The sequence below is a fragment of the Frankia alni ACN14a genome, from assembly GCF_000058485.1.
Lineage (GTDB): Bacteria > Actinomycetota > Actinomycetes > Frankiales > Frankiaceae > Frankia > Frankia alni.
In genome coordinates this window covers 1207634-1233157 of sequence record NC_008278.1, presented here as the reverse complement: position 1 = coordinate 1233157, position 25524 = coordinate 1207634, and the positions used below count along the sequence as shown (strand labels likewise).

Below are 25524 nucleotides of genomic sequence, written 5' to 3'. Positions count from 1 at the left end.
ACGCCAGGCCCGACGGCTAACGGTCCGCCGGCGGCTGCTGGCCGTAGGTGCCCGGAGGCGGGGACTGACCATAACCAGGCTGCTGCTGAGGCTGCGGCTCCTGGTGCTGGGGTGCCTGCGGCTGGGACGGCTGGCCATAACCATCCTGCGGCTGGCCGTAGGCGGGCGGCTGGCCGTAGGCGGGCGGCTGGCCGTAGCCCGCAGGCGGCTGGGGGTAGCCGGCCGGCGGCTGGCCATAACCGGCCGGCGGCTGGCCATAACCCGCGGGCGGCTGGCCATAACCACCCTGCTGCGGCTGGCCGTAGCCGCTGGGCGGCGCGCCGTAGCCGCCCTGTTGGGGCTGGCCGTAACCGCCCTGAGACGGCTGTCCATAACCGGTCGGGGGCTGGCCGTATCCCTGCTGGGGCTGACCGTAACCGGGCTGGCCGTAGCCGCCGGTCGGAGCGCCGTAGCCGGGGGTCGGCTGCTGCCCGTAGGGCTGGCCGTAGGGAGGCTGACCCGGCTGCGGCCAGCCGCCGGGCGTGCCCGGGCCGCCCGCCCGACCGCGGCCGGGGATGGTGGCCCCGTTCGCCAGCGCGGCGAGGACACCGAAGACCGTCTGGGCGATGGCGGCGACCAGCGCAAGATAGAAGCCGTAGCTCGGGCCGGCGTCCAGTCCGCTCGGCACGTCGGGGAACCTGATCCAGCGGATGAGCAGGAGCAGGGCGGCGAACGCGGAGGCGCCCGGCAGGATCCACAGGGCGGACACCGGACCGACGTCCGGGATGCGCACGTTCGCGAACAGTCGCGCCGCGAGCAGACCGGCCACCGCGAGGACCAACAACACCGGGAACCAGGAGTTGAACCCGAGCCCCCAGCCGTTCTCGTGCGCCTTCGTGCCGCGGCCGAAGAACGAGTAGGTCACCGAATACCAGGGCAGGAAGCTCACGATGAACATGACCAGCCCGGAGGCGATCACCCCGATGTCGTTGGTCGCGACGCTACGACCGCCGATCTGTGCCACGACGGGAACCCCACTTCGTCAGCTCGGTCGGCACGACGACGCCGGTTCGCCCACGCACCGATGCAGGAGTCTTGCAGTCGTGGGGAGATGAGGGAAGACATCCGCGTCCCTCACTCCCGACGACCCACGACCCCTGGACCGCCTGGATGACGAGCCACCGCGGGAAGCGGAGGCCCATCATCCAGAAAGGTCTACAACGACCGCATGATGTCAGCCATCAGCCGGGCGGTCTCGGACGGGGTCTTGCCCACCCGCACACCGGCCTTCTCGAGGGCTTCCTTCTTGGCCTGCGCGGTACCGGACGAGCCGGACACGATGGCGCCGGCGTGGCCCATCGTCTTGCCCTCCGGCGCGGTGAAGCCGGCGACGTAGCCGACGACCGGCTTCGTCACGTGCGCCTCGATGTGCGCCGCGGCCCGCTCCTCGGCGTCGCCGCCGATCTCGCCGATCATCACGATCGCGTCGGTGCCCGGGTCGGCCTGGAAGGCGTCGAGGGCGTCGATGTGCGTGGTGCCGATGACCGGGTCGCCACCGATGCCGACGCAGGTGGAGAAGCCGAACTCGCGCAGCTCGTACATCATCTGGTAGGTCAGCGTGCCGCTCTTGCTGACCAGGCCGATGCGGCCGCCGGGGGTGATGTCCGCCGGGATGATGCCGGCGTTGGACAGACCGGGGCTGGCGATGCCCGGGCAGTTCGGCCCGATGATCCGGGTCGTGCCCTTGGACTGGCCGTAGGCCCAGAACTCGGTCGTGTCGTGGACCGGCACGCCCTCGGTGATGACCACCGCGAGCGGGATGGCCGCGTCGATCGCCTCGATCGCCGCGTCCTTGGTGAACTTCGGCGGCACGAAGATCACCGAAACGTTCGCGCCGGCCTGCTCGATCGCGTCCGCGACGGAGCCGAACACGGGCACGCCCTCGACCTGCTGGCCGACCTTGCGCGGGTTCACCCCGGCCACGACGTTCGTGCCCGCGGCGAGCATCCGCTTGGTGTGCTTGGTGCCCTCGGAGCCGGTGATGCCCTGCACCACGATCCGGCTGTTCTCGTCAAGCCAGATAGCCATCGGTTCGCAATCCCTTCGCCCTGGTCAGGCCGCGGCCGCGGCGAGCTCGGCGGCGAGCTTCGCCGCGCCGTCCATCGTGTCGACCGGCTTGACCACCGAGAGGTTCGCCTCCTTGAGGATGCGACGACCCTCCTCGGCGTTGTTGCCGTCGAGGCGCACCACCAGCGGGGTGGTGACGTCACCGACGATCTTCAGCGCCTGCACGATGCCGTTGGCCACGGCGTCGCACGCGGTGATGCCGCCGAAGATGTTGACGAAGACGCTCTTGACCGACGGGTCGCCGAGGATGATCGACAGACCGTTCGCCATCACCTCGGCGGACGCGCCGCCGCCGATGTCGAGGAAGTTCGCCGGGCGCTTGCCGCCGAACTCCTCGCCGGCGTAGGTCACCACGTCCAGCGTCGACATGACCAGGCCGGCACCGTTGCCGATGATCCCGACCTCGCCCTCGAGCTTGACGTAGTTGAGGCCCTTCTCCTTGGCCTTCTGCTCCAGCGGGTCCACCGCGGAGACGTCGACGAACGCCTCGTTCTCCGGGTGCCGGAAGTCGGCGTTCTCGTCGAGGCTGACCTTGCCGTCGAGCGCGACGACGCGACCGTCAGCGGTGAGGATGAGCGGGTTCACCTCGACCAGGGTGGCGTCCGACTTCACGAAGACGGTCCACAGCTTCGCCAGCAGCTCGGCGGCCCCGTCCAGCGCGGTCTCGGGCAGCTTGGCGGCAACCGCGATCTCGCGGGCCTTCGCCGCGTCGACGCCGGTCAGCGGGTCGATCGCGATGCGGGCCAGCGCGTCCGGGTTGGTCGCGGCCACCTCCTCGATCTCCATGCCGCCCTCGCGGGAGGCCATGGCGAGGAAGGTCCGGTTCGCCCGGTCCAGCAGGAAGGAGGCGTAGTACTCCTCCGCGATGTTGCTGGCCTCCTCGACGAGCACCGAGTGGACCGTGTGGCCCTTGATGTCCATCCCGAGGATCGCCGTCGCCTTCGCGAAGGCGTCATCCGGCCCGTCGGCCACCTTGACACCGCCGGCCTTGCCTCGGCCGCCGGCCTTGACCTGCGCCTTGACGACCACCTTGCCACCGAGCTCGGTGGCGATCGCGCGCGCCTCCTCAGGGGTGGTCGCCGTCTTCCCGGTGGGCACCGGAACGCCATGTTCGGCGAACAGCTTCTTCGCCTGGTATTCGAAGAGATCCACGGTCCGTCCAGTCGGATGCGGTCGTACGGGTTGGGTTACGTAGGGGGGCACAGAACGCCTGCGAGCCTACTGACGAGGCGGTTACGGCGCGCGTCACGCGGAGTGCCCCCGTGCGCGGCCGGCGGCGGCGACAAGCCGGGTGGCACCGGGTCCGGCCGGGGCCGTCGATGGTGCCATCGCCCGGGCTCGGCTGGCCGGGTGCCCACGTCAGGCCCATCGATACAGGACAAATGAGGTGCACATCGCGCCCCGAGCGGCACCCGCACGTCGCGCGGGGACGGATCATGCGTACGAGAAAAGACGCTGAGCGTGACCACCGCACGCGGCACCGCGAGCTGCCGTGGCCGAGGTCACGGAGTTGACCATCGGATATATGTCAGAAATCACACGGGAACAACACCGATCGTGGTCGACCTTCTGGCCGCTCCGGCCGGATCGGCGCGGAATTCACCGCAGCGCGAGGACGATCAGCAGACTGACGACCGTCAGCCCGATTCCGGTCCAACCCAGCGCGATCCCGACGGCGGCGAGCCGTCGCCCCCGCTGGTTGTGCCGACGGATCTGGGCCTGGGCCATCGAGCCGACCACGATCGCGGCGACGCTGCCCACCCCGAACAGCCAACCCAGGGCCAGGACAACCGACAGCAACGCCCGACCGTTGAGCCCGTGCTCCACCGGGGTGGTGGGCGGAAACCGGCGAGCGTCCGAGCCCTCCCCGCCCCCACCACCCACCGCCACGGGAATACGGTGCCCGCGGCCACCCGACGCCGCGGCGATCCCGCCCGGCGCCGCCGCGGCCGACCGGCGCGGCGGTGAGGCAGGCAGCGGCGCTGGTGTCGGGCGAGTCGGCGCCCGACTCGACGACGGGCTCGACGACACCCGGCGCGACAACGGCGGGGCCGACGACGAGGGGGCCGACGACGACGCCGCACTCGCGGGCCTGATCCACACCTGGAACTCCGACGGATCCGGCGGCCGCGCCGGCGGGGTCGGGTCCGGCGGCCGGATGGTGTCCTCCGCCTGGTCCGTCCGGGATCGCGGGCGGGTCTCGCCCGCGGCGTGCGGGTCAGGCGGAGGTTCGCGCCGGGGCCGGACGGGCGCCCGCGAATCGGGTTCGTCCATGTCGTAGGTCCAGGGCGAGACGACCGGTTGGGATCCGGCGGGCGGGGAGGCCCCGGGGGGAACCCTGGCGGCCGAAGGCCTCGGGGCCGGCGGCGTGGACGGCGGCGGCGCGGACGGCGGTAGCGGCGCGGGCGGCAACGGGGTCAGACGGGAGGCCGGCAGCGGCGGTGGCGGCGGGATCGTCGGCGGCGGCGAGACGGCGGGCCGGAACGCGGACGCGGGGGGCGGCGGGCCGACCGGCCAGGGGCCGGAGGCGGGCGGCGGCCCCTGGACGGAGGGCGACCAGCCACCCGCGGCGGACGGCCGCCCGCCACCCGACGGGGCGGGGTCGGACCGTCCGTCCCCCTCGGGGCCGTCGGCGGCCCGCGCGCGGTCCGCGCCGGACCACTCGCCGGCGGGCAGGACGGTGAGACCGTCGCTCGCTGCCCGGGCCGTGCCGGTCCAGGTCCGTTCGAGGAAGTCACCCGCGACGGCGTCGGCCTCGGTCACCCCCTGGACCTCCCGGCCGACCAGTGAGGCGAGCAGGGCGGAGGCGGTCGGCCGCTGTCGGGGGATCTTGGACAGGGCCCCGGCGACCGACGTGAGCAGGTAGGCGGGCAGGGCGTCGAGGTCCGGCGTGTCCCGCTGTACGCGCAGGGCGAGCTTGTCCGGCGTCTCGGCGTGGAAGGGGTGGCGGCCGGTCGCGGCGTACGTCACGCAGCTCGCCCACGCGAAGATGTCCGCCGACGAGTCCGACGCGTCCCCGCGCATCTGCTCGGGTGACATCCAGGCCAGAGTCCCGATCACGTGCCCGGTGCGGGTCAGCGTGCTGCTGTCGCTGATGTGGGCGACACCGAAATCGATCACTTTCGGCCCGTCCCACGCCAGCAGGATGTTCGACGGCTTCAGATCGCGGTGCACGACGCCCGCGGCATGGATGGCGACCAGCGCGTCGGCCAGCCCGACCGCGAGGCCGCGGACGAGATGGTTCTCCAACCGGCCCCGAGCCCGGACCGCCTCGGCCAGGCTGATGCCCTCGACGTACTCGGTGACCATCCACGGCGCCGGGGCTTCGGTGTCGGCGTCGAGCACGGCGGCGACCGCATTGCCCCGCACCCGCAGCGCCGCGTGCACCTCGCGCTCGAACCTGCTGCGGAACTCGACGTCCTCGGCGAGCTCCTCGGCAGCCACCTTCACCGCGACCGGATGTTGTTCCGGGGTGAAGCCGAGATAGACGGTCCCCATCCCCCCGGCGCCGATGCGGTTCTGCAGACGGTACGGGCCGATCTGGCGGGGGTCGTCCTCCAGCAGCGGTGTGAGCATCCCTCTCCTCACTCCACTGATCTCGCGGGAACTGATCTCGCGGGTGTGGTGCGGGCACCCACCCACTCAGGGGGCTGTGAACGAAAGGGTATGTCGCTGACTGCCGTGAAGCAGACTGCACGGTAGGTCACAAATGTCCCTTCCCTTCCGGCGTCGGGAGACATCCGAGCATCGCTCGGGGTGCCGCCGGTGAGCGTCCCGGTGCGGCGTGTCCTGCAACACCGCCGCCGTCCGGGCCATCGACACGGCCGCTGTCGGCCCCAAGATGCGGACATGGACAGTGACAGCCGACCGGGGCGGCAGACGTCCGCCGACTGGCGGACGGACCTGCTCGCCGGCATCACCTTGAGGCCGTCGGCCGCCCCCGCGGTCAACCGTCTCGGCTGGCCGGACTACGACGGACGGCCGGCGCTTAGGTGGGGTGCCGGCCTGATCGCGGGAGTGCCGGCGGTCGCGGCGGTCTGGGACTTCGCCGTCCACGGCGGCAGCTTCGGCGAGGCGGACGCCGCCGGCTTCGCCGAGGCGGCGGCCGCAGCGGTCGCGAGCCGCCGGCCGCTGGTGTCGTTCCTGCGCAGCGGCGGTACCCGGTTGCAGGAGGGTGTCGCCGGACTCGTCGGACTGCCCCGCGCCGCCCTCGCCCTCGCGGCCCTCGACGCGGCCGGGGTCGGCCACGTGGCCGTCGCCGACCAGCCGACGACCGGTGGGGTCTGGGTCACCATCGGCTCGCGCTGCGACCTGCGCTGCGCCGTCGCCGGGGCGACGGTCGGCTTCGCCGGTCCCCGCGTGGTCGCGGCGACGACCGGGACGCCGCCGCCCGCCGGCAGCCACACGGCGGCGTCCGCCTTCGCCGCCGGCCTCGTCGACGCCGCGCCCGCACCCGACAGCGTCGCGGACTGGCTACGCCGGGCGTTGCGCGCGCTGACCCCGCCGGGCCCGATCGAACCGGTGGCCCGGGCGAGGCCGCCGATGCCGCCGGGCCCGCCGGCACCGGGGAGGCCGCCGGTACGCACGGCCCGGACCGATCTGCCGGTGGGTTTCGACAAGGTGGCCGCCCGTTCCGGCTGGGAGCAGGTGATGGCCGCCCGGACCGCGCAGCGGGCGGACGGTGCGACGGTGCTGCGCGCCCTGCTGCCCGACGGGGTCGATCTCGTCGGGCCCGATCCGCTGGTCGGTGCCCGCCTGGGTGCCCTGCTTGACGCCGGTGCCGGCGCAGGGGCCGGGGCCGGTGCCGGTGCGGGGGCCGGTGCCGGTGCCGGCGCCAGGGCCGGTGCCGGTGCAGGGGCCGCGCCGCACGGCGGTGGCGGGATGCGCGCGGTGGTCGTCGCGGTCGGGGCCCGACGCGGCAGCGCGCCGGGCCCGGCGGGGTACCGGCTGCTTGCCCGGGCCGCCCGGCTGGCCGGCAAGCTCGGGGTCGGGCTGGTCACGCTCGTCGACACACCGGGCGCGGCCGGCGGCGCGCACGCCGAGACCGCCGGGATCGCCGCGGCGATCGGGGATGCGATGGCGGCGGTCCTGGCCTGCCCCTCCCCGACCGTGTCGGTGGTGCTCGGCGAGGGCGGGTCGGGCGGCGCCCTCGCCGCAGCGGTCACCGATATGGTGATTATGACTCCGGAAAGTTACTTCACCGCGCTCTCCCCGGAGGGCGCCGCGACGACCCTGCGCATCCCGGTCGAGCAGGCGGCGGACCGGGCGGGGCTGCGTCCCACGGATCTGTACCGACTCGGTTTCGCCGACTGCCTGCTGCCCGCGACGACCGCGGACCAGGTGGCGCAGGCGGCCGCGGGGCTGCTCGCCGAGGTCTCCTGGCAGGACCCGGCGCAGCGGCGGGAACGCCGCCAGCAGCGCTGGTCGACAGAACTACGTGACAGTCTGTAATCTCTTTGCGTTTCTCGATCCGATCCCGACGAGGTCGGGCGAACACGCACGGGTCCACCCGGCAACAGCGTGACGCCTCGACGGCGCGACGAAGGAAGGTGATCGGCCATCGGCGAGCCGGTACCACCAGCACCCCGACAGGCACCGACCCGCCGCGCGCTCGTCGCGGGGCTGCGCGCCACCGGGGACAACGCCCGCGGACTCGCCGTCGAGACCGCCTGGGTCGCCGCCCACCTGGCCCTCTATCCGGCGAGCGCGCTGCGCCGCCAGCCGGAGCGGGACGACGAACCGTACTCTCTCGACGGTCTGCCGCCGCTGCAGCGCGGCCTGCTGGTGCGCGCGCCCGCCGCGGCCGGGACGCCGATCCTGCTGGTCCACGGGCTGGTCGACAACCGGTCGATCTTCACCCGCCTGCACCATCAGCTACGCCGCCGGGGCTTTCGCCGGGTGCGGGCGGTCGAGCTGCCTCTGTGGACCACCACCGTCGAGGACGGCGCCCGGGTGCTCGCCGCCGCGGTGACGGCCGCGGCGGGCGACGGCGGCCACGTGCATGTCGTCGCCCACTCCCTGGGCGGCCTCGTCGCCCGCTACCACGTCCAGCGGCTGGGCGGTGACCGGCAGGTCGACACTCTGATCACCCTCGCCACCCCGCACGGCGGCACCCGCCTGGCCGAGCTGGTACCCCGGGCGCTGCCGTATCCCCTGCTCGCCCAGTTACGGCCGGGCTCGCCGCTGCTGGTCGAGCTCGGCCGCCCGGCGCCGGGATGCCGGACGCGGTTCGTCGCGGTCGCCGCCGGGCGGGACACGGTGGTCCGCCCGGCCCAGGCCGCGATCGACCATCCGGACCTGGACGCGGTGAACGTCACCGTCCCCGGGCTCGGTCATCACTCGCTGGCGTTCAACGGGGCGGTGACGCGCCGGGTTGCGGGCTGGCTGGCAGGGACGACGGCGCCGGAGCAGTCAGAGCTGCTCGACCAGGGCTCGGAGCTTCCCGACCAGGGGTCCGAGCTGCGTGCGCGGGACTCAGAGCTTCTCGACCGGGGCGTAGCGCAGCAGCAGGCGCTTGGTCCCGGCGTCCGCACCGAAGTCGATCGTCGCCTCGGCCGAATCCCCCACCCCACCGGTGGCGACGACGACTCCGAGGCCGAAGCTGTCGTGGGTCACCCGGTCGCCCTGGCGCAGCTCCAGCACGGGCCGCGCCGAGGGACGGCCGCGGCCGGCGAACGGTGAGTTCGGCAGCGGCTTGCGGGCCGGCGCGCTCCCGCCGCCCGCCCGGCCGGCGCCCTGCCCCGCCGAGCCCGACCCGAACCCGCCCGACCCGAACCCGCCCGGCCCGGACCCTCCGGAGCCGCCCCAGGGGCGCGCAGCCGGCTCCGGCGCCGCCTCGACGAGACGACGCCAGTCGACCAGCGCGTCGGGCACCTCACCGAGGAACCTCGACGGCGGGTTGTACGCCGGCTGGCCCCAGGCACTGCGGACGACCGAGCGGGTCAGGTACAGCCGGGAGCGGGCCCGGGTGACTCCCACGTAGGCCAGGCGGCGCTCCTCTTCCAACTGGGTGGGGTCGCCCAGGGTCCGCAGATGCGGGAAGACGCCGTCCTCCAGGCCAGTGAGGAAGACGACGGGGAACTCCAGGCCCTTGGCGCTGTGCAGGGTCATGAGGGTGACGACGCCGTCGGAGCCGTCATCGGTGGGAACCTGGTCGGCGTCGGCGACCAGTGAGACCTGTTCGAGGAACTCGGCGAGAGTGCCCTGCGGGTTGCGCTCGGTGAACTCCTGGACGACGCCGACCAGCTCCTGCAGGTTCTCCACCCGGCCCTGGGCCTCGACCGTGTCCTCCGCAAGAAGCTCGGACAGGTAGCCGGTGCGTTCGAGGACAGCCTCGACGACGGCGACCGGTCCGTCCGCCTCGATCGCGCGCAGCTCGGCGAGCAACGCCGCGAACTCGCGCACCGCCTTCGCCGAGCGGGTGGCGATCCCCGGCACCTCGCCGACCCGCTCCAGCGCCGCGGCGAACCCGATCCGCTCGACTTCGGCGAAGCCGGCGAGCGCCGCCTCGGCCCGGTCCCCGATGCCGCGCCGCGGCACGTTGAGGATGCGGCGCAGGTTCACCGTGTCGTTCGGGTTGGCCAGCACCCGCAGGTAGGCGAGCAGATCGCGGATCTCGCGGCGCTCGTAGAAGCGCACCCCGCCGACGACCCGGTAGGGCAGCCCGACCCGGACGAAGATCTCCTCGAAGACGCGGCTCTGCGCGTTGGTCCGGTAGAACACCGCGACGTCCGCGGGCCGGGCCAGCCCCGCGTCGGTGAGCCGGTCGACCTCCTCGGCGACGAAGGCGGCCTCGTCGTGCTCGTTGTCCGCGACGAATCCGACGATCTTCTCCCCGTCGCCCGCGTCGGACCACAGCCGCTTCGCCTTGCGCTGGTTGTTGCGCGCGATCACCGCGTTCGCGGCGGACAGGATGGTCTGGGTGGAACGGTAGTTCTGCTCCAGCAGGATCACCGCGGCGTCGGGGAAGTCCTCCTCGAACTCCACGATGTTGCGGATGTTCGCCCCGCGGAAGGCGTAGATCGACTGGTCGGCGTCACCGACGACGCAGAGCTCGGCGGGCGGCACGGCGCCCGACGCCCACGTGACGGTCGACACCGCCGCGTCCGCCGCCGCCCCCGGCCCTGGCACGTCGGCGTCGGCGTCGGCGTGCGCGGGCTGGCCGACGAGTTCCCGCACGAGGACGTACTGGGCGTGGTTGGTGTCCTGGTACTCGTCCACCAGCACGTGCCGGAACCTGCGCCGGTAGTGCTCGGCGACGTCGGGGAACGCCTGGAGCAGGTTGACCGTCATCATGATCAGGTCGTCGAAGTCGAGCGCGTTGGCCTGGGCCAGCCGCTGCTGGTAGGCGGCGTACACCTCGGCGAGGGTGCGCTCCTGGTGACTGCTCGCCCGGTCCCGGGCGGCCTCCCAGTCGATCAGCTCGTTCTTCAGGTTGCTGATCTGCGCGGCCAGCCCGCGCGCCGGGTGCCGCTTCGGGTCGAGGTCGAGATCCCGGGTGACCAGCGTGATCAGCCGCTGCGCGTCCGCGGCGTCGTAGATGGAGAAGGAGGACCCGTAGCCGAGCCGCTTCGCCTCCGACCGCAGGATGCGCACGCAGGCCGAGTGGAACGTGCTGACCCACATCGCCCGCGCCCGCGGGCCCACCAGCGCGCCGACCCGCTCCCGCATCTCGGCTGCGGCCTTGTTCGTGAACGTGATCGCCAGAATCTCCCCGGGCCGCACGCCCCGGGCCGCCAGCAGGTAGGCGATGCGATGGGCCAGCACCCGGGTCTTGCCCGAGCCCGCGCCCGCCACGACCAGCAGCGGCGCGCCGATGTGCACCACGGCGGCACGCTGCTGCGGATTGAGCCCGTCGAGCAGGCCCTCGGCATCGAGCCTGGGTGCCCCGCCGCCTGCGTCGCCGCCCGCGGACGGGGCGAGCACCGCCGGGCCGAACAGGTCGTAGGGCACGCCACCGCCGACGCCCGCGGCCGACTCGCCGAAGGCACGGGGGGACTCACCGAACAGAGTGCTCATCAGACCTCGATCGTACGTTCGACGCCGGACTGGTCGGAGCCGGGCTCGCCGGGGAGGCGCCGCCTCCCGGCCGGACCGGCGGCGGCCTGCCGCGGAGCGGCCCGCCGTGAAGCGCCACGCGCCCGCGACGTCGCCGACCCACGTGTCGCCACCTTATGGTCACCTCGGCCGCCCACCGCCCGGCGGGCCGCCTCAGGCCGTGGTCCGCAGTTCGCCGACGTCGTCGGTCGCGACCGCCGCGAGCGACTTGACCCGGCTGGCCACCCCGGGATCGATGTTGCCCCCCGACAGGATCGCCACCGTCGGCCCCTGCACGAGGCGGCCGTGGCGCAGCAGCGCGGCGACCGGCGCGGCTCCGGCCGGCTCCACCGCGAGACCGGCGCGGCGCAGCAGCACCATCGCCTCCCAGAAGGCGGCCTCGTCCACGGTCACCACCTCGTCGACCAGCCTGGTGGCCAGCGCGAAGGTCAGCGCACCCGGTTCGCTCACCGCCATGCCGTCGGCGATCGTGCGGGGCCGCGCCGCCGGTCGGGGCAGCACCGGCCGCCCGGACAGCCGGCTGCCCGGGATGGTGGGAACGCCCCGGCCGCGCGCCGCGGCGCCCGGCAGATCGGCACCCACCACCGCGGTGAGCCGCCGACCGGCTCGCAGCGAGGCGGCGAAGGCGGGGGCCAGCACCGACTGCACCCCGATCACGCGCACGCCGGGCCGGCGCGCTCGCAGCGCCGCGGCGACCCCGCTGACGAGCCCGCCGCCGCCCACACCGACCAGGACGGTCCCCAGGTCCGGCACCTGGTCGAGCAGCTCGAGACCGATCGTGCCCTGCCCGGCCACCACGGCCAAATCGTCGAAGGGATGCACGAGCAGGCGCCCGCCGCGGGCGGCGAAGTCGGCGGCCGCGGCGAGGGCGGCCTCCACCCCTCCGGGCACCTCCTCGACCCGCGCGCCCCACCGGCGGGTCCGGGCGACCTTGACGGGGTTCGCCCCCGCCGGTACGAAGATCGTCGCCGGGACGCCGAAGGTGGCCGCCGCGAACGCCACCCCCTGGGCGTGGTTCCCGGCGCTGGCCGCGACGACTCCCCGGGCTCGCGCCGCCGGGTCCGCGGTCGCCACCCGGTGGTAGGCGCCACGCAGCTTGAACGAGCCGGTGTGCTGCTCGTGCTCGCACTTGAACCACACGGGTGTGCCGAGCGCGGCCGACAGGCCGGGATCAGGCACGACCCGAGTCCGCCGCGCCACGCCGTCGAGCACCCCGGCCGCCGCCTCGATGGCTTCGACACGCAGATCCGCGTCGACACGCTGATCCGCTTCGGCACACAGGTCCGCCTCGACGCCCGGGTCGGCCTCGACGCCCGGGTCGGCCTCGACATCCGGGTCGGCCTCGCCGGGCCCAGGGTCCCCGCTCCCGGGCGTCGGTTGGTCGTCGTCTGCGGCTGGTGCGGTCATGATGCCTCTCCCGGCGGCTGTGCGGCCACCTCGCCGTGACCGCGGCAACAAAAAAGCCCCCCGCCGAGAGGGCGGAAGGGCTGGCGCGCGGACCCGGAGCTCGGGTGCGCGCCTAAGTAATGGCCATCTCGTGCACGGTCACAGGTTCAGCGTGCTCCGGACTTGCCCGGACGTCAAACCGGCAGGCGCCCGGCGGCGGTCAGGACCGCCGGGCGCCTGCCGCCGACGGGCGTTCGGGCCTACTCCCACTCGATGGTGCCCGGGGGCTTCGAGGTGATGTCGTAGACGACCCGGTTGACCTGTCCCACCTCGTTGACGATCCGGTTGGAGATCCGTTCGAGCAGCCCGTAGGGCAGCCGCGCCCAGTCGGCGGTCATCGCGTCCTCGCTGGTGACCGCGCGCAGCACCACCGGGTGCCCGTACGTGCGCTCGTCGCCCTGCACGCCGACCGACCGCACGTCCGCGAGCAGCACCGCGAAGACCTGCCAGATCTCCCGGTCCAGGCCGGCCCGGCGGATCTCGTCGCGGACCACCTCGTCGGCCGCCCGGACCACGTCGAGCCGCTCGGGGGTGACCTCACCGATGATGCGGACGGCGAGTCCAGGGCCGGGGAACGGCTGGCGCCAGACGATCTCCTCGGGCAGGCCGAGCTCCTCACCGAGGCGGCGCACCTCGTCCTTGAACAGGGTGCGCAACGGCTCGACCAGGCCGAACCGCAGGTCCTCCGGCAGGCCGCCGACGTTGTGGTGCGACTTGATCTTCGCCGCGGTCGGGGAACCGGACTCGATCACGTCGGGGTACAGCGTCCCCTGCACGAGGTGCTCGATCGTCGCACCCTCGGCCTCGGCGCGGGCCTCCAGCTCGCGGGCCGACTCCTCGAAGACCCGGATGAACTCCCGTCCGATGATCTTCCGCTTGTGCTCCGGGTCGGTCACGCCCGCCAGCGCCGCGGCGAACCGGTCGGCCGCCTTCACGTGGACGAGATCGACGCCGGTGGAGGCGACGAAGTCCCGCTCGACCTGCTCGGCCTCACCCGCCCGCAGCAGGCCATGGTCAACGAAAACGCAGGTCAGGGCATCACCGACAGCACGGTGCACGAGCGCCGCGGCGACCGCGGAGTCCACCCCGCCGGACAGCCCGCAGATCAGCCGGCCCGAGCCGACCTGGGCGCGCACCGCCGCCACCGCCTCGTCGACGATGTTCACCATGGTCCAGGTCGGCCGGCAGCCCGCACCCACCAGCAGGAAGTGCCGCAGCACGTCGAGCCCGCGCTCGCTGTGCACCACCTCCGGATGGAACTGGACGCCGTAGAGGCGGCGGGTCGGATCCTCGAAGGCGGCGACGGGGGTCGACGGGGTGGACGCCGTCACCCGGAAGCCGGGCGGGGCCGCGGTCACGGAGTCGCCGTGCGACATCCACACCTGCTGGGCGACCGGCAGGCCGTCGAACAGGACGCCCGGCCCGGTCACCGACAGGCGAGTCGCTCCGTACTCTGCCGTTCCAGTCCGGGCGACCGAGCCGGCCAGCGCCTGGGCCATCACCTGGTGGCCGTAGCAGATGCCGAGAATAGGCAGCCCGGTCTCGAACAACGCAGGGTCGACCCGAGGCGCTCCCGGCGAGTACACCGACTTCGGCCCACCGGAAAGGATCAGTGCGGACGGTCTGCGGGCGAGGATCTCGTCCACGGGCATGTCCCACGGCACGATCTCCGAGTACACATGGCATTCCCGGACCCGTCGGGCGATCAGTTGGGCGTACTGCGCGCCGAAATCGATCACCAACACCGTGTCGTAGCCGGGATGCCCCGGCGCACCGGCGCCCGCGGGCGTGCCGGGCCTGGCCACCGGCGCCGTCGGGGCGCCCCCCGCCGGGCCCACGGCCCCCGGTCTCACATCGTGACCAGCATCGCTGCGCTGCAACTCGCTCACCCCGCAAGCCTACGGACCCTGCGGCACCTGTGGGCCAGGCCTACTCGGGCGACCTTCCGGGCCCGGCCGCCGCCCATCGGCGCCCGTTCACGGGAACCGGCGGCGCATCGCGGCGCCCCCGAAGACCCGTAACGGCGGATGTCGCAGATGCCTGCTTTGCACCTTCAGTGCCACTCACCGGGACAACCGCTACGTCACGATGGGCGTACGTTGTCGGGCTTCGCGACGGTTACGCAGACGGTGACTCCGTGCGCCGTGACCACAACTGGCGTGCGGCCACCAAGGCGCTTACGGTAGGCGCCTTTCGGATGCCGACTTCGTACCGCTATGGTGCCTGGCAAGGGACATCAGGGCCCGATACCGAGCCATCCTGGTACGACGTGTTCCGGGAGGCTGGCGGAGAGGTTGCGAAGGTACGTGCGCAGACAACCGATGGCCAGCAGCACGGGCATCGCCGCAGATCCGGAGCCGACCTCGGCGCCGGGTTTGCCCGTGGACACCGAAGACGGCGGGCAGCGCGACGATCGCCCAGCGGCGCCACCGGACCCCGCGGGGTCCGGTCTGGTGCGCCTTCGTCGCGCCGCCAGCAACCCCACCAACTGGCGGGTCCGCACCAAGCTGATCGCGATTCTGGCCGTGCCGGTCATCGCGATCCTGGTCTACTCCTCCATCGAGGCCAGCACGGTGTTGACCAGCACCCGTGACGTCAACCGGATCTCGGATCTCACCGAGATCGGCCGGTCCGCGTCGACGCTCGCCCATGCCCTGCAGACGGAACGGACGTACAGCACCGGCTTCGTGGCGAGCGGCCCGGTCGGTTCCCGCGACGACGCCGCCGTCCCGCCCCGCCAGGCGGCGGTGAACGATGCCTACCAGGCCTACAAGGCGGTGGCCAACGGACGGCGCGGTTCCTTCGGCGGCGAGGTCCGGCGGGCCCTCGACGACGTCCAGACCCGGATGGACTCGCTGCCCGCGAAGCGGCAGACGATCCAAAGAGTTGTCGACCCGAAAGCCGTCCAGACGGCCTTTCAGCCGATCATCGACTCGCTGATCAACCTGGTCCAGCTCATCCCGCAGGGAAATGACGACCAGCAGCTCGACGACGGCGTCAATACGGCCTACTTCCTCATGTCGGGGACGGAACTCCTCGCGCAGCAGCAGGCCCTCGTCTACGGCCTGCTTCCACGCGGCAGCAACCAGGTCTTCACCGAAGGTGACTATCGCGAGTTCCTGTCGGCCGAGACGCAGCGGTCACGGGAACGCGACGACCTCGAAAACGTCGCCGGGCCAGCCCAGCAGGCCATCTACAACCCGACAATCGACACCGAAAACAATGGCGACATCCGCAACACCCAGAATTACGTCGAGGAGGTCCTGGACGCGCCCATCGGCCAGCCCCTGACCGTCGTCGAGTCGGAGAAGTGGAACCGGGCGACCCAGGAGACCATCGACACCAGCACCGACGCCACGGACAAACTCCTGGGTCTCGTGGACGACCGGGTCGACACCCTGCGCGGCAACATCCAGCACCGGGCCCTGCTGTCCGGTCTGCTCATCGTGCTCATCCTCGCCGCCGCCCTGCTGTCCGCGCTCGTCGTGGCGCGGTCGCTGGTCCGGCCGCTGCTTGCGCTGCGGACCGCGGCGCTCGACATCGCCGACCGCCGGCTGCCGGAGGCCGTCCGCCGCCTGCGTGACTCCACCGACCAGGACATCGACGACTCGATCGAACCGGTCGGTATCAACACCGACGAGGAGGTCGGTGAAGTTGCCCGGGCCTTCGACGAGGTCCACCGTGAGGCGATCCGGCTGGCCTCCGAGCAGGCGTCGCTGCGAAACAACGTCAACGCGATGTTCGTGAACCTCTCCCGCCGCAGCCAGGGGCTGGTCGAGCGCCAGCTCCGCCTGATCGACGACCTGGAGAACCGCGAGCAGGACCCCGACCAGCTCTCCAACCTCTTCAAGCTGGACCACCTCGCCACCCGAATGCGGCGGAACAACGAGAGCCTGCTGGTCCTCGCCGGCACGGACACCGCCCGCCGCTGGACGCACCCCGTGCCGCTCAACGAGGTGGTCCTGGCCGCCATCTCCGAGGTGGAGCAGTACACCCGGGTGAAGCAGACCTCGGCCGCGCCGGTGTCCATCGCCGGCAACGGTGTCAGCGACGTCGTCCACCTCGTCGCCGAGCTGCTGGAGAACGCCACCTCGTACTCGCCGCCGGTCACCGAGGTGCTCGTGACCAGCCATTCCCTCGGCCCCGGCGCCGGCGCGATGATCGAGATCGAGGACCAGGGCATCGGCATGCCGGCCAAGGAGCTCGAGCGGGTCAACGAGCGGCTGGCCAATCCCCCGGTCGTTGACGTGTCGGTGTCGCGCACGATGGGACTGTTCGCCGTCGGCCGGCTGGCCGGCCGGCACGGCATCCGCGTCCAGCTGCGGGAGTCGGCGTCGGGCGGTATCACCGCCGTCGTCCGGCTGCCCGCGAAGCTGGTCACCGGCGACAGCGCCGCCGGCGCCCTGCCCGGCCGTCCCCCGGCCCTGAACCGGCCCGCGACCGCCCCGGCGATCGGCGGCGGACGGCCCGCGGAACGCACCGAGCGGCCGAGTAACGGCGTGGCGCCCGACCGCGCGAACGGGGCCCCGACCCCGGCGGGTACCGGCGCGAGCAACGGGGTGAGCAACGGGCACCGGCCCGAGTCGGAGCCCGCGACGCGGGAGAACATCTTCGACGACTCCAGTGGTCCGCGGCGCTTCCCCAACACCGGTCCGTTTCCGCTGACCGGCCCGCTGGCCGCGCAGCTCGGCTCCGACCGGACCGGCCCGATGCCCACCGCGGACCGGCGCGACTTCGGTCTGGAGGAGTTCTCCCCCGGCCTGGACGGCCGCAACGACCGGGACAGCGAGACCGGCGGCACGGCGTCCACCCCGTCGACCGCGCCACGTGAGGGCGACGGGGGCACCGCACGACGGGCCGCGCAGTTCCCGAGCACCGGCCCGCAGGACCGGGCGCCCGACGGCCCCGCCGACGACGACCGCGGCCCGCGGGACTTCGACAGCCAGGAGATCGACCTCGACGTCCGGCCCGGCCACGACAGCGGGCCACGGGGCCGCACGGGCACGCCACCCGGCGGTGCCGCCGGCGGCACCGCTCCCCGCGGCGCGTCACCCGGCGGGGTCACCCCCGACACCGAGGCCATCGACCGGCGCGGGCCGGCCGCCCGCCGCGAGCAGCCCGCACCGGACGTCACGAGCCCCGTGTCGTTCGGGGACAACCGTTGGCCGACCCGCCCCCGGCCCACGGACGCCGAGCCCGCCACGGGCGAGCAGCCCGAGGCGACGCCGAAGCTGCCCGTGCGGGAGCGCCCGAACCTCCGGGACCGCGCCGACCACGAGGCACCCAGGCATCCGGTCGAGCCGGTCGCCCCGCGGCCGGGCGACGTGTTCGCCCGCGCGGACGACCGGCCCGAACCACAGGCGCGGCCACGCCCCGAGCCCGCCACCGGATCGCCGTCACCGGCCGGCCCGCCGTCACCGGCCGGCCTGCGGCCGCCGATCCGCCCGCAGGCGCCGACCGGTCCCCAGTCACGGACCGGTCCCCAGTCGCAGGCGGGGCCTCAGCCGCAGGCACGGACCCTCCCGCAGGCCGGACCGCAGACACCGACCGTTCCCGGTCGGGTCGCGGAGCCGGCGCCCGCCGAGATCACCGGCGAGCAGGCCACGGCCGAGTCGGAGACCGACGACGTCGAGACCTCGCCGATCTTCGACTCGGTGTCCGCGTGGTTCCAGCGCCGGACACCGGGCGACGCGGCATCGGCCCAGCGCCAGGCCTCCGCGGCTGCCGCGCGTGCGGCCGGCGAGCCGGCGGCCGCGGTCCCGGCCCGGCCGGTCGGGCGTCCCGGCATCGGCGGGGCCTTCGGGCAGCGCGGTCCGGCCCGTCCGGCGGCCGAGCCCGCCACACCCGCCCGCCCGGCGGCGGCCGAGCCGGCCGCGCCGGCGCCGGTGGCCGCCTTCGCCGCGCCGCACCAGTCCCCGGCCCCCGGCGGCCCGGTGCGGCCGGGGGCCGGGCAACCGGGCACCAGGCCACAGCCCACGGCGGCGCAGTCCCACCAGCCACCGGCACCGAACCAGTCCGTGCCACCGCTTCAGGCTGCACCACCGCTTCAGACGGCACCACAGCACCAGACGGCACCACAGCACCAAACGGCACAGCCGCCGGACCGGGGAGGCTGGAGCTCTCCCGGGGACGCCGGCTGGCAGGCAGCCGAGTCGTTGCGCCAGCCGAGCAGCGGTGGCGTGACGCGATCGGGCCTGCCGGTGCGAGTTCCCATGACCCATCTCGTGCCCGGCAGCGCCGAACCCGCGCCAAGCCGGCGTCCCGCCGAAACCTCGACCAGGTCTCCCGAGGCCGTCGGTGGCCGGCTTGCCAGCTTCTACCAGGGCGTGCGGCAGGGACGTGATGTCGGAGTCGACACCACGAGGAATCCCCGACGTGACGCGCAGGAGGAACGGTGACACCCGTGAGTTCTGAGGCTCAGAACCTCAACTGGTTGATCAACAATTTTGTCGATCGAGTCCCGGGTGTCGCCCACACCGTGGTGGTGTCCGCGGACGGGCTGCTGCTGGCCGTCTCCGACGGCTTTCCCCGCGACCGGGCCGACCAGCTCGCCGCGGTGGCCTCCGGGCTGGTGAGCCTGACCCAGGGGGCGGCACGCGTGTTCGAGGCGGGCGCCGTGACGCAGAGCGTCGTCGAGATGGAACACGGCTTCCTGTTCATCATGTCGATCAGCGACGGGGCGAGCATGGCGGTGCTGGCGGCGCCGTCGTGCGACATCGGCCTGGTCGGCTACGAGATGGCACTGCTGGTCAGCCGGGCGAAGGATGTTCTCACCCCGGCGCTGCGGGCCGAGCTGCAGGGAACGCTTCCGCGGTGAACGAGCGGCAGCACAGGGAGTCAGGGTGAGTATCGATCCCGAGAACGCGCCCGGTCCGGTCGTCCGTCCCTACGCGATGACCGGCGGGCGTACTCGGTCACGCTACGAGCTCGCCATCGAGGCGCTCGTCTTCACGACGCCGCTCGGCGAGGAACGGGCCATCGGCCTCAACCTCGAGCAACAGACCATCGCCGCCATGTGCCGGCAGGTGCGATCCATCGCGGAGATCGCCGCCGGGCTCCGGGTGCCTCTGGGAGTCGCCCGTGTGCTGGTCGGCGACATGGCGGACGAAGGCTTCGTCCGCGTCCACCAGCAGCCTGACCGCGACGAGGCACCGGATCTCGCGTTGCTCGAAAGGGTTCTCAGTGGCCTTCGAAAGCTCTGACAACAGACGGGTCAACTCCTCCGTCGCCACGACTTCGGTGAAGATCGTGGTGGCGGGAGGATTCGGCGCCGGGAAGACCACCTTTGTGGGCTCGGTGTCCGAAATCGTCCCGCTGCGTACCGAGGCCGTCATGACCGAGGCGGGAGCCCACGTCGACGACCTCACCCACCTGTCCGACAAGACCACGACCACGGTCGCGATGGACTTCGGCCGCGTCTCCCTCGACGAGGACCTGATCCTGTACCTGTTCGGGACGCCCGGGCAGTACCGCTTCTGGTTCATGTGGGACGACATCGTCCGGGGCGCCATCGGCGCGATCGTCCTGGCCGACACCCGCCGGCTGGCCGACTGCTTCGCCGCCGTCGACTACTTCGAACAAGCGTCAGCTGCCGTTCGTCATCGGCGTCAACTGCTTCGACGGCATCCTGCGGCACTCCATCGAGGATGTCCGCGAGGCACTGCAGATCAGCCCGACCGTGCCGATCATCACCTGCGACGCCCGCAACCGGGACTCGACCAAGAGCGCGCTGATCGCCGTGGTCGAGCACACGATGTCGCGGGCGGCCGCTCGCGCCTGACCCGCTGCAACCCTGCACCGCTGCACACCTGCACACCTGCACTGCCGCGAACCTGAGCTGCCGCAGTCCGGACCCACCAGACAACGCGAGGGGCCCCGGGACACGTGTCCCGGGGCCCCTCGCGTGTGTGCGTCGGCGGTCCGCCGCTCAGACCGGCGGCGGGAGCGGGCGCAACTGCGTGTCCACCCCGACCTTGCTGTTGCCGCTGTTGTTCACGACCTTGAGCGCGAAGTCGTTGTCGACCTGGTCCCACTGCCCGCCGACCAGCGCGGTTCGGGCCACGTTCTTCGGCACGTTCGACTGGGATCCGAACGCCACCGGGCCGACGATCGTCTGGGCGTCGACCTCCTTGACGGCCGCGGCGATCGCCTCCCGGTCCAGCGAGGCGGCGCCGCCGAGCGCCTTCACGGCCACCTCGAACAGTGCGTAGGAGAAGCCCAGCGACTGCGTCCAGCCGCGGCCGCGGGCGCTGGCGAAGTCACTGGCCAGGTCCTGGGAGGTCTTGTTGTTCAGCGAGCTGCGGTAGGGGTGTGCGGGCGACCAGGCGACCTCGGTGGTCAGCCCGTCGCCGTTGGACCCGAGCGCCCGGACGTCCTCCTGGAAGTTCAGCGCCTTCGACACGGTCAGCGCCTTCGGGGTGAAGTCCGCGGTTCGGGTCTGGCGCCGGAAGGTGGCGAAGTCCGCTGCCTGGGCGATGCCGACGACCGCCTGGACGCCGGCGGCCTTGAAGGCGCTCAGGTAGGAGTCGAACGACGGCGCTCCCACCTGGTAGCCCGAGGTCGCCGGCGAGGTGAGCTGAAAATCAAAGTTGCGGATGGTGGGAATTCCGAAGTCGGGGTTGGCGAATGCCTGGCCGTCATCGTCCGCGGGATACATCAACCCCACCTTGGTGATCCCGAGCTGGCGCCACATCGCCACATAGGTGGCGACGACGTCCTCCATCCCCCAGTAAAAGTGGTAGGTCCAGTGGAAGGGCATGTCGACGTTACCGCCGCGCCCGTTCCACCAGGACTGCCAGGGGGCGCTCGTCGAGATACACGGAACCTGGTTGATCTCACACTGATCGGCGACCGGAATGGCCGTGTCCGAGGTTCCGCCGACCAGGACGATGTCGACCTTGTCCTTGAAGATCAGGTCGGTCGCGGCGATCCCGGCCCGGTGCCGGTCGGACTCCGCGTCGCGGACGAAGATCTCCACCGGGTAGCTGCGACCGCCCACCTTGACCCCGTCGGCGAGCAGTGACCGCATCGTCTGGACGACGTACGAATCGACCACGCTGTAGGAGCTGAGCGTCCCGGTACGGGAGGTCACGTACCCGAGACGCACCTTGCGCGGACCATCGGAGGACGACGACCCGCCGCAGGCGGCGAGCAACCCGGCGGCCGGCGCGGCCACCGCGGCGGTCCCGGCCCAGCGGAGCAGACTGCGCCGGTCGACGGCCGGTCGACCGGTCCCGACAGCCGCCGGGACACCGCCGCCCACCCCGCCGGCCACATCCTTCTCGTTGCCGGCGGCGGAACGCCGCCAGCCACCCATACCACGGTCAGACCTGAGCATGGCACCTGATCCTGCCGCACCGCCGTCTAAACCCGACAACCGGGGTCGCCCGCCGACCGGCCGGCATCGCCGACCCACCGGTTAGAACAGACATTTCGCCGTTCCCGCTTACAGTCAGCATAGGGACGGATGTTCTCAGTTCACTCCGCAGATTCGATGCGGCGCAGTCCCGTTGGCCTTGAGATCCAGGGTGCCCTGCGCCTTCCCGCGGATTCCGTCCCCCGGCTTGGCGATGTGCACCGCCGCGAGGTCCTTCAGCGGACCGCTGGTGAACCTCACGTCGCCGATCACATTCCCGCCGTCGTTGCCGGCCACGGGGGTGATCGTGTACTGGCCGCCCACGCCGTTCCAGGTGTAGTCGCCCGCCGTGCGTTGGACCACCAGCACCCCCACCACCTCGTGGGACAGGCTGATCGGATCGGTGACGGTGACCAGGCGGCACTGCCAGCTGCCGTCGATCATCGCCTTGCCGGTGAGGGCGTCCGGGTTGGTCGTCGCCGGGGTGGCCGAGGCGTCGGCCGACGGGCTCGCGGTGATCGGCCCGCCGCCCTCGTTGCCGCCACCGCGCAGCAGGACATAGCCGCCGACCGCCAGCAGCGCCACGACCAGCGCGACCGCCAGCGGGCCGATCCAGCCCTGCCGGAGCCAGGCCAGCCGGTCCTCGAGCGGCGGCTCGTCGTCGGGCGTCGCGTCCCGGCGGTCGGTCGGTTCCAGCAGTCCCGAGGACGTCGCCGCGCGCGCGGACCGCCGCTGCGGGCTCGCAGGGCCGCCACCCCCATGGCCCCCACCCCCATGGCCGCCACCGCCATGGCCGCCACCGCCATGGCCGCCGGTGGTGTCCGCTCGCCGACCCGTGGCGCGGCGCGCCCCCGGCCCGGTCGCGCCGCTGCGGGCTGCCCGGTCGGCTGTGCGCCGCCGCCGCTCGCCGGTGTCGGAACGGCCTTCCACCCGACCGCCGGCAGTGGGCCGTCCCGCGGACGGGGCGGAGACCGGCTGCAGGCTGTCGGTGTCAGTCACCGGATTCGGCGTGCGGCGACGATCGGCGGGAACGCTGCGACCGCTCGGCTTGCGCACCGTCCGGGACGGCTGCCAACCGCTGTCGTCGTCCCCCGCCGAGTTCGCGGCGCCGCCCCGTCCCCGGCCCGATGCTCGCCGGGTGACCAGGGAGGTCATCTCGGCCGGCGTCTCCGGCCGGCGCCCGGTGGGGCCGGCCGCGCCGGGGCTCCGACCGCCCGCCTCGCCGGGCTGCCCGGGCCTGCCCTCGGGCTGCCCACCGGTAGCCGGTGCATCCGGCCGGTACAGCGGCCGGGCTGTCGTCATCGTCTCCTCGACCCGCCGCGGAGGCGGGCCACCGGCTCGCATGCCGACCGGGGCCGCGTCCGGCGCGACCGAGGCGGAACCGGCTCGGTCGACGCCTGTCGCTGCTCCCTCCCGAGCAGGGGACAGGTGGCGCTCCCCCGCCGGCGAGGCGGCGGGCGCACGCCAGCCGGTGCCGGCTCCCCCGATTCCAGGCGCTCCGACTCCAGACTCACCGATTCCAGGCCCGGCGGGTCCGGGCGCTCCAGCCTCCGGCACTCCAGCCCCGGCCATCCCGACCCCGGACCCACGGCGACGCCGTCCCACCGGCAACGGCCCCGACAGGGGATCTTCCCGGTCGGCGAGCGAGCCGGGGACGCCGGGCGGCGGCAGCGGGCGGACGAAACTGCCGGTGTCGGTCAACGGGTTGCGCCAGGCCGAGGCGCCGGGCGCACCCTGCGACGCATCCCGGGGGCGTTCTGGTCGAGCGAGGGGCGCCGCGGTGGGGCCGGAGCGCCCGCGATCGACCGCAGGCCCCGGCTCGATCCCAGCGGCCGGTCCCGACAGGCTCGCCGACGCCGCGCCGGCGCCGAGAAGCGGGCCGGCGCCCGCGCGGTCGTACACACCTCCTGCCGGGGGCGCCGCCGCCCCGGCTGCGAACGCCTCGCCGGCGGCCGCGGCCTGGCCGCGCGCGGCGAGGTCCCCGGGTCGGCCCGCAGCTCCAGCTCCGGACTCCCGCGACGGGTAGGCACCCACCCCACCGAAGCCGCGCGGCGGCACCGACGGGTAGTCGGGAGCCTGCCCGCCCGTCCCCCAGCCTGCCTGGGCCGGGTCGGCTGCGGGTGACGCCGGCGGCCGCAGCCGCGGCGAGCTGTGGCCGTTCCACGGATCCGTCTGCCGAGGGGCCTCCCGCCCACTGCCCGCGGTGGCGGGCAGGTCGGCCCCGCCCTGGGGTCCGTAGCCGCCGGGGCCGGTCCAACCCGGGCCGCGACCGCCGGGCATCGCCGGCCGAGCCGGATGCGGGCTGGCGTCGGTCACGCCGAAGCCGTCCGGTCCCACGCGCTGTTGCGTCCCGGGCTCCGGCTGGCGGGCCCCCCCGAACGGCGAACCGGTCGCCCGGCCGGCCGTTCCCGGCGGTGCGGCTGCAGACGCGGCTCCGGCCACGGGCATGCCGTTGGTACCGGGCATGCCGTTGCTGCCGGGCATGCCGTTGGTACCGGGCATGCCGTTCGTGCCGGGCATGGCGGGGGCCGCGGAGAAGCCCGCGGACGCCGGCGGGCCGGCGGGCGCGGACGGCGGGTACGCGGCCTGCCGTGGCGCCGCGACCGGGTAGGCCGCCGGGGGCTGAGACGACAACGGGGTCGGACCCGTACGGGGACCGGTGGCGGGGACCGGACGGGCGGAGATGGGGAAACCGCCGGTGAACGGGTCGGTGTAACCGCCGGCGGACCGGTCCGCCGCGGGCGCGCCGTGCTGGGGCGAGTCACCGACGCGCACCGCGTCCGCGGACGAACCACCCCACGCCCGCTGGTCACCGGGCCCGGTCCGGCCACCTGCCACCGGCGATCCGATCCGGTCGACGCCCGGCTCCCGACGGGCGGACGGGCCGGCGCCGGCGGATGCGGGCGGTACCGGGGGTGACATCGACGGCAGGTTCGCCATCGGCCGGAAACCGCCCGGCGCGACGGCGTCGACCGGAGGCGCCACGGAGATCGACGAGGACCCGCCTCCGGGTCGCGGCGCCGGACCGTCCCAGGTGCTGGTGACGTCGAAGGGATCGGTGCGGCGCGGCGGCCCGCCGGGCGGCGCCACGGCGGAGTCCTGCGGCCGGACCGCCCGCGGCCCGGAGTTCACCGGCCCCGCGTTCGGCGGCCCCGCGTTCGGCGGCTCGGCGGACTGCGGTGGCCAGGGGGTCGGGGCGAAGGAGACCTGGGACGGCGCGGCGGAGGGGCGGGACTCGGGCTCGCCGACCCGCTCGACGGCGAAGAAGTCGTCGTCGCGGCGGGGCGGAGCCGGCCGGGCCGGGCCGTTCACATCGGCATCGTGGGTCGTCACCGAACTGCCCCCCGCCTCGGCACGCGGGTGGACGGAACGGCAGACGCAGGGCCCTCGGGCCCCGGGCTACGGTGCATGGTCATCGGGCGGCATCTCCTGCCCCCCAGATCAGCACGATGTGGGCAGCCATCGTGTGGACGTGCATTGTCTGAACCATCTCGTCGCAACCCGCACCCAGCCAGATCAGTCGGTCGGGAGCAGCGCCGCTCGGAGGCATGCGATCCCGG

Annotated in this window: 13 protein-coding genes and 2 pseudogenes; 6 read left to right on the top strand and 9 right to left on the bottom strand. The window is 73.5% G+C overall.

All coding sequences use genetic code 11. The features are described 5' to 3' along the window. Positions 1-16: 16 nt before the first annotated feature. The 4 genes from FRAAL_RS05050 to FRAAL_RS05035 form a co-directional block, all read right to left on the bottom strand. Complete coding sequence (locus FRAAL_RS05050) at positions 17-1003, bottom strand: hypothetical protein (protein WP_011602361.1); 987 nt, start codon at positions 1001-1003, stop codon at positions 17-19. Positions 1004-1194: 191 nt separating this feature from the next. Further along, the gene (gene sucD, locus FRAAL_RS05045; protein WP_011602360.1) at positions 1195-2067 is read right to left on the bottom strand and encodes a succinate--CoA ligase subunit alpha; all 873 of its coding nucleotides are present in this window, start codon (positions 2065-2067) and stop codon (positions 1195-1197) included. Positions 2068-2091: 24 nt separating this feature from the next. Then, entirely contained in the window at positions 2092-3258 is a 1167-nt protein-coding gene (sucC, locus tag FRAAL_RS05040; RefSeq protein ID WP_041938863.1) for an ADP-forming succinate--CoA ligase subunit beta, read from the bottom strand. A 447-nt stretch (positions 3259-3705) separates the two neighbouring features. Continuing rightward, the gene (locus FRAAL_RS05035; protein WP_041938862.1) at positions 3706-5682 is read right to left on the bottom strand and encodes a protein kinase domain-containing protein; all 1977 of its coding nucleotides are present in this window, start codon (positions 5680-5682) and stop codon (positions 3706-3708) included. 273 nt (positions 5683-5955) lie between these two features. On the opposite strand from FRAAL_RS05035, the gene FRAAL_RS05030 reads away from it, so the two are divergent. Beyond that, a complete protein-coding gene (locus tag FRAAL_RS05030) occupies positions 5956-7557 on the top strand; it encodes a carboxyl transferase domain-containing protein (RefSeq protein ID WP_041938861.1) in 1602 nt (533 codons plus the stop codon). Between the two features lie 333 nt (positions 7558-7890). Further along, positions 7891-8220 (top strand): annotated as a pseudogene (locus FRAAL_RS35735) (esterase/lipase family protein); the annotation flags it as partial. 360 nt (positions 8221-8580) lie between these two features. Here FRAAL_RS35735 and pcrA read toward each other — a convergent pair. From pcrA to guaA, 3 genes are all read right to left on the bottom strand, one after another. Continuing rightward, a complete protein-coding gene (gene pcrA, locus FRAAL_RS05020) occupies positions 8581-11124 on the bottom strand; it encodes a DNA helicase PcrA (RefSeq protein ID WP_011602355.1) in 2544 nt (847 codons plus the stop codon). Between the two features lie 192 nt (positions 11125-11316). Beyond that, a complete protein-coding gene (locus FRAAL_RS05015; protein ID WP_083866707.1) occupies positions 11317-12570 on the bottom strand; it encodes a threonine ammonia-lyase in 1254 nt (417 codons plus the stop codon). 239 nt (positions 12571-12809) lie between these two features. Beyond that, positions 12810-14414, bottom strand: a complete 1605-nt coding sequence (guaA, locus tag FRAAL_RS05010; protein WP_173402725.1) for a glutamine-hydrolyzing GMP synthase — start codon at positions 14412-14414, stop codon at positions 12810-12812. Positions 14415-14930: 516 nt separating this feature from the next. Between guaA and FRAAL_RS05005 the strand changes: the two genes are divergently transcribed. The 4 genes and pseudogenes from FRAAL_RS05005 to FRAAL_RS04990 all read left to right on the top strand — a co-directional run bounded on the left by FRAAL_RS05005 (position 14931) and on the right by FRAAL_RS04990 (position 20389). Further along, positions 14931-19007 carry a sensor histidine kinase gene (locus FRAAL_RS05005; protein ID WP_011602352.1) on the top strand — a complete coding sequence of 1359 codons (4077 nt, stop codon included), beginning with the start codon at positions 14931-14933 and terminating at the stop codon, positions 19005-19007. After that, positions 19004-19426: a roadblock/LC7 domain-containing protein gene (locus tag FRAAL_RS05000; protein WP_009740465.1), complete on the top strand. Its 423-nt coding sequence runs from the start codon at positions 19004-19006 to the stop codon at positions 19424-19426. Before FRAAL_RS05005 ends, FRAAL_RS05000 begins: the two co-directional genes overlap by 4 nt. A 25-nt stretch (positions 19427-19451) precedes the next feature. Continuing rightward, entirely contained in the window at positions 19452-19811 is a 360-nt protein-coding gene (locus FRAAL_RS04995; RefSeq protein ID WP_011602350.1) for a DUF742 domain-containing protein, read from the top strand. Next, positions 19792-20389, top strand: a pseudogene (locus tag FRAAL_RS04990) (GTP-binding protein). The gene FRAAL_RS04995 and the pseudogene FRAAL_RS04990 overlap by 20 nt, the downstream one beginning before the upstream one ends. A gap of 147 nt (positions 20390-20536) precedes the next feature. On the opposite strand, the gene FRAAL_RS04985 reads toward FRAAL_RS04990, so the two are convergent. Together FRAAL_RS04985 and FRAAL_RS35730 are read right to left on the bottom strand one after the other, a co-directional pair. Further along, positions 20537-21946: an ABC transporter substrate-binding protein gene (locus FRAAL_RS04985; RefSeq protein ID WP_041938860.1), complete on the bottom strand. Its 1410-nt coding sequence runs from the start codon at positions 21944-21946 to the stop codon at positions 20537-20539. A 135-nt stretch (positions 21947-22081) separates the two neighbouring features. Then, positions 22082-25297 (bottom strand): hypothetical protein, encoded by a 3216-nt coding sequence (locus FRAAL_RS35730; RefSeq protein WP_011602347.1) that lies wholly within the window; start codon positions 25295-25297, stop codon positions 22082-22084. Positions 25298-25524 lie beyond the last annotated feature (227 nt).

Bases quoted from the DNA above. Each gene is read 5' to 3' on its own strand.
- sucD (WP_011602360.1), bottom strand. From the start codon at position 2,067: ATGGCTATCTGGCTTGACGAGAACAGCCGGATCGTGGTGCAGGGCATC.
- FRAAL_RS05035 (WP_041938862.1), bottom strand. From the start codon at position 5,682: ATGCTCACACCGCTGCTGGAGGACGACCCCCGCCAGATCGGCCCGTAC.
- FRAAL_RS05030 (WP_041938861.1), top strand. From the start codon at position 5,956: ATGGACAGTGACAGCCGACCGGGGCGGCAGACGTCCGCCGACTGGCGG.
- pcrA (WP_011602355.1), bottom strand. From the start codon at position 11,124: ATGAGCACTCTGTTCGGTGAGTCCCCCCGTGCCTTCGGCGAGTCGGCC.
- FRAAL_RS05015 (WP_083866707.1), bottom strand. From the start codon at position 12,570: ATGACCGCACCAGCCGCAGACGACGACCAACCGACGCCCGGGAGCGGG.
- FRAAL_RS05005 (WP_011602352.1), top strand. From the start codon at position 14,931: ATGGCCAGCAGCACGGGCATCGCCGCAGATCCGGAGCCGACCTCGGCG.
- FRAAL_RS04985 (WP_041938860.1), bottom strand. From the start codon at position 21,946: ATGCTCAGGTCTGACCGTGGTATGGGTGGCTGGCGGCGTTCCGCCGCC.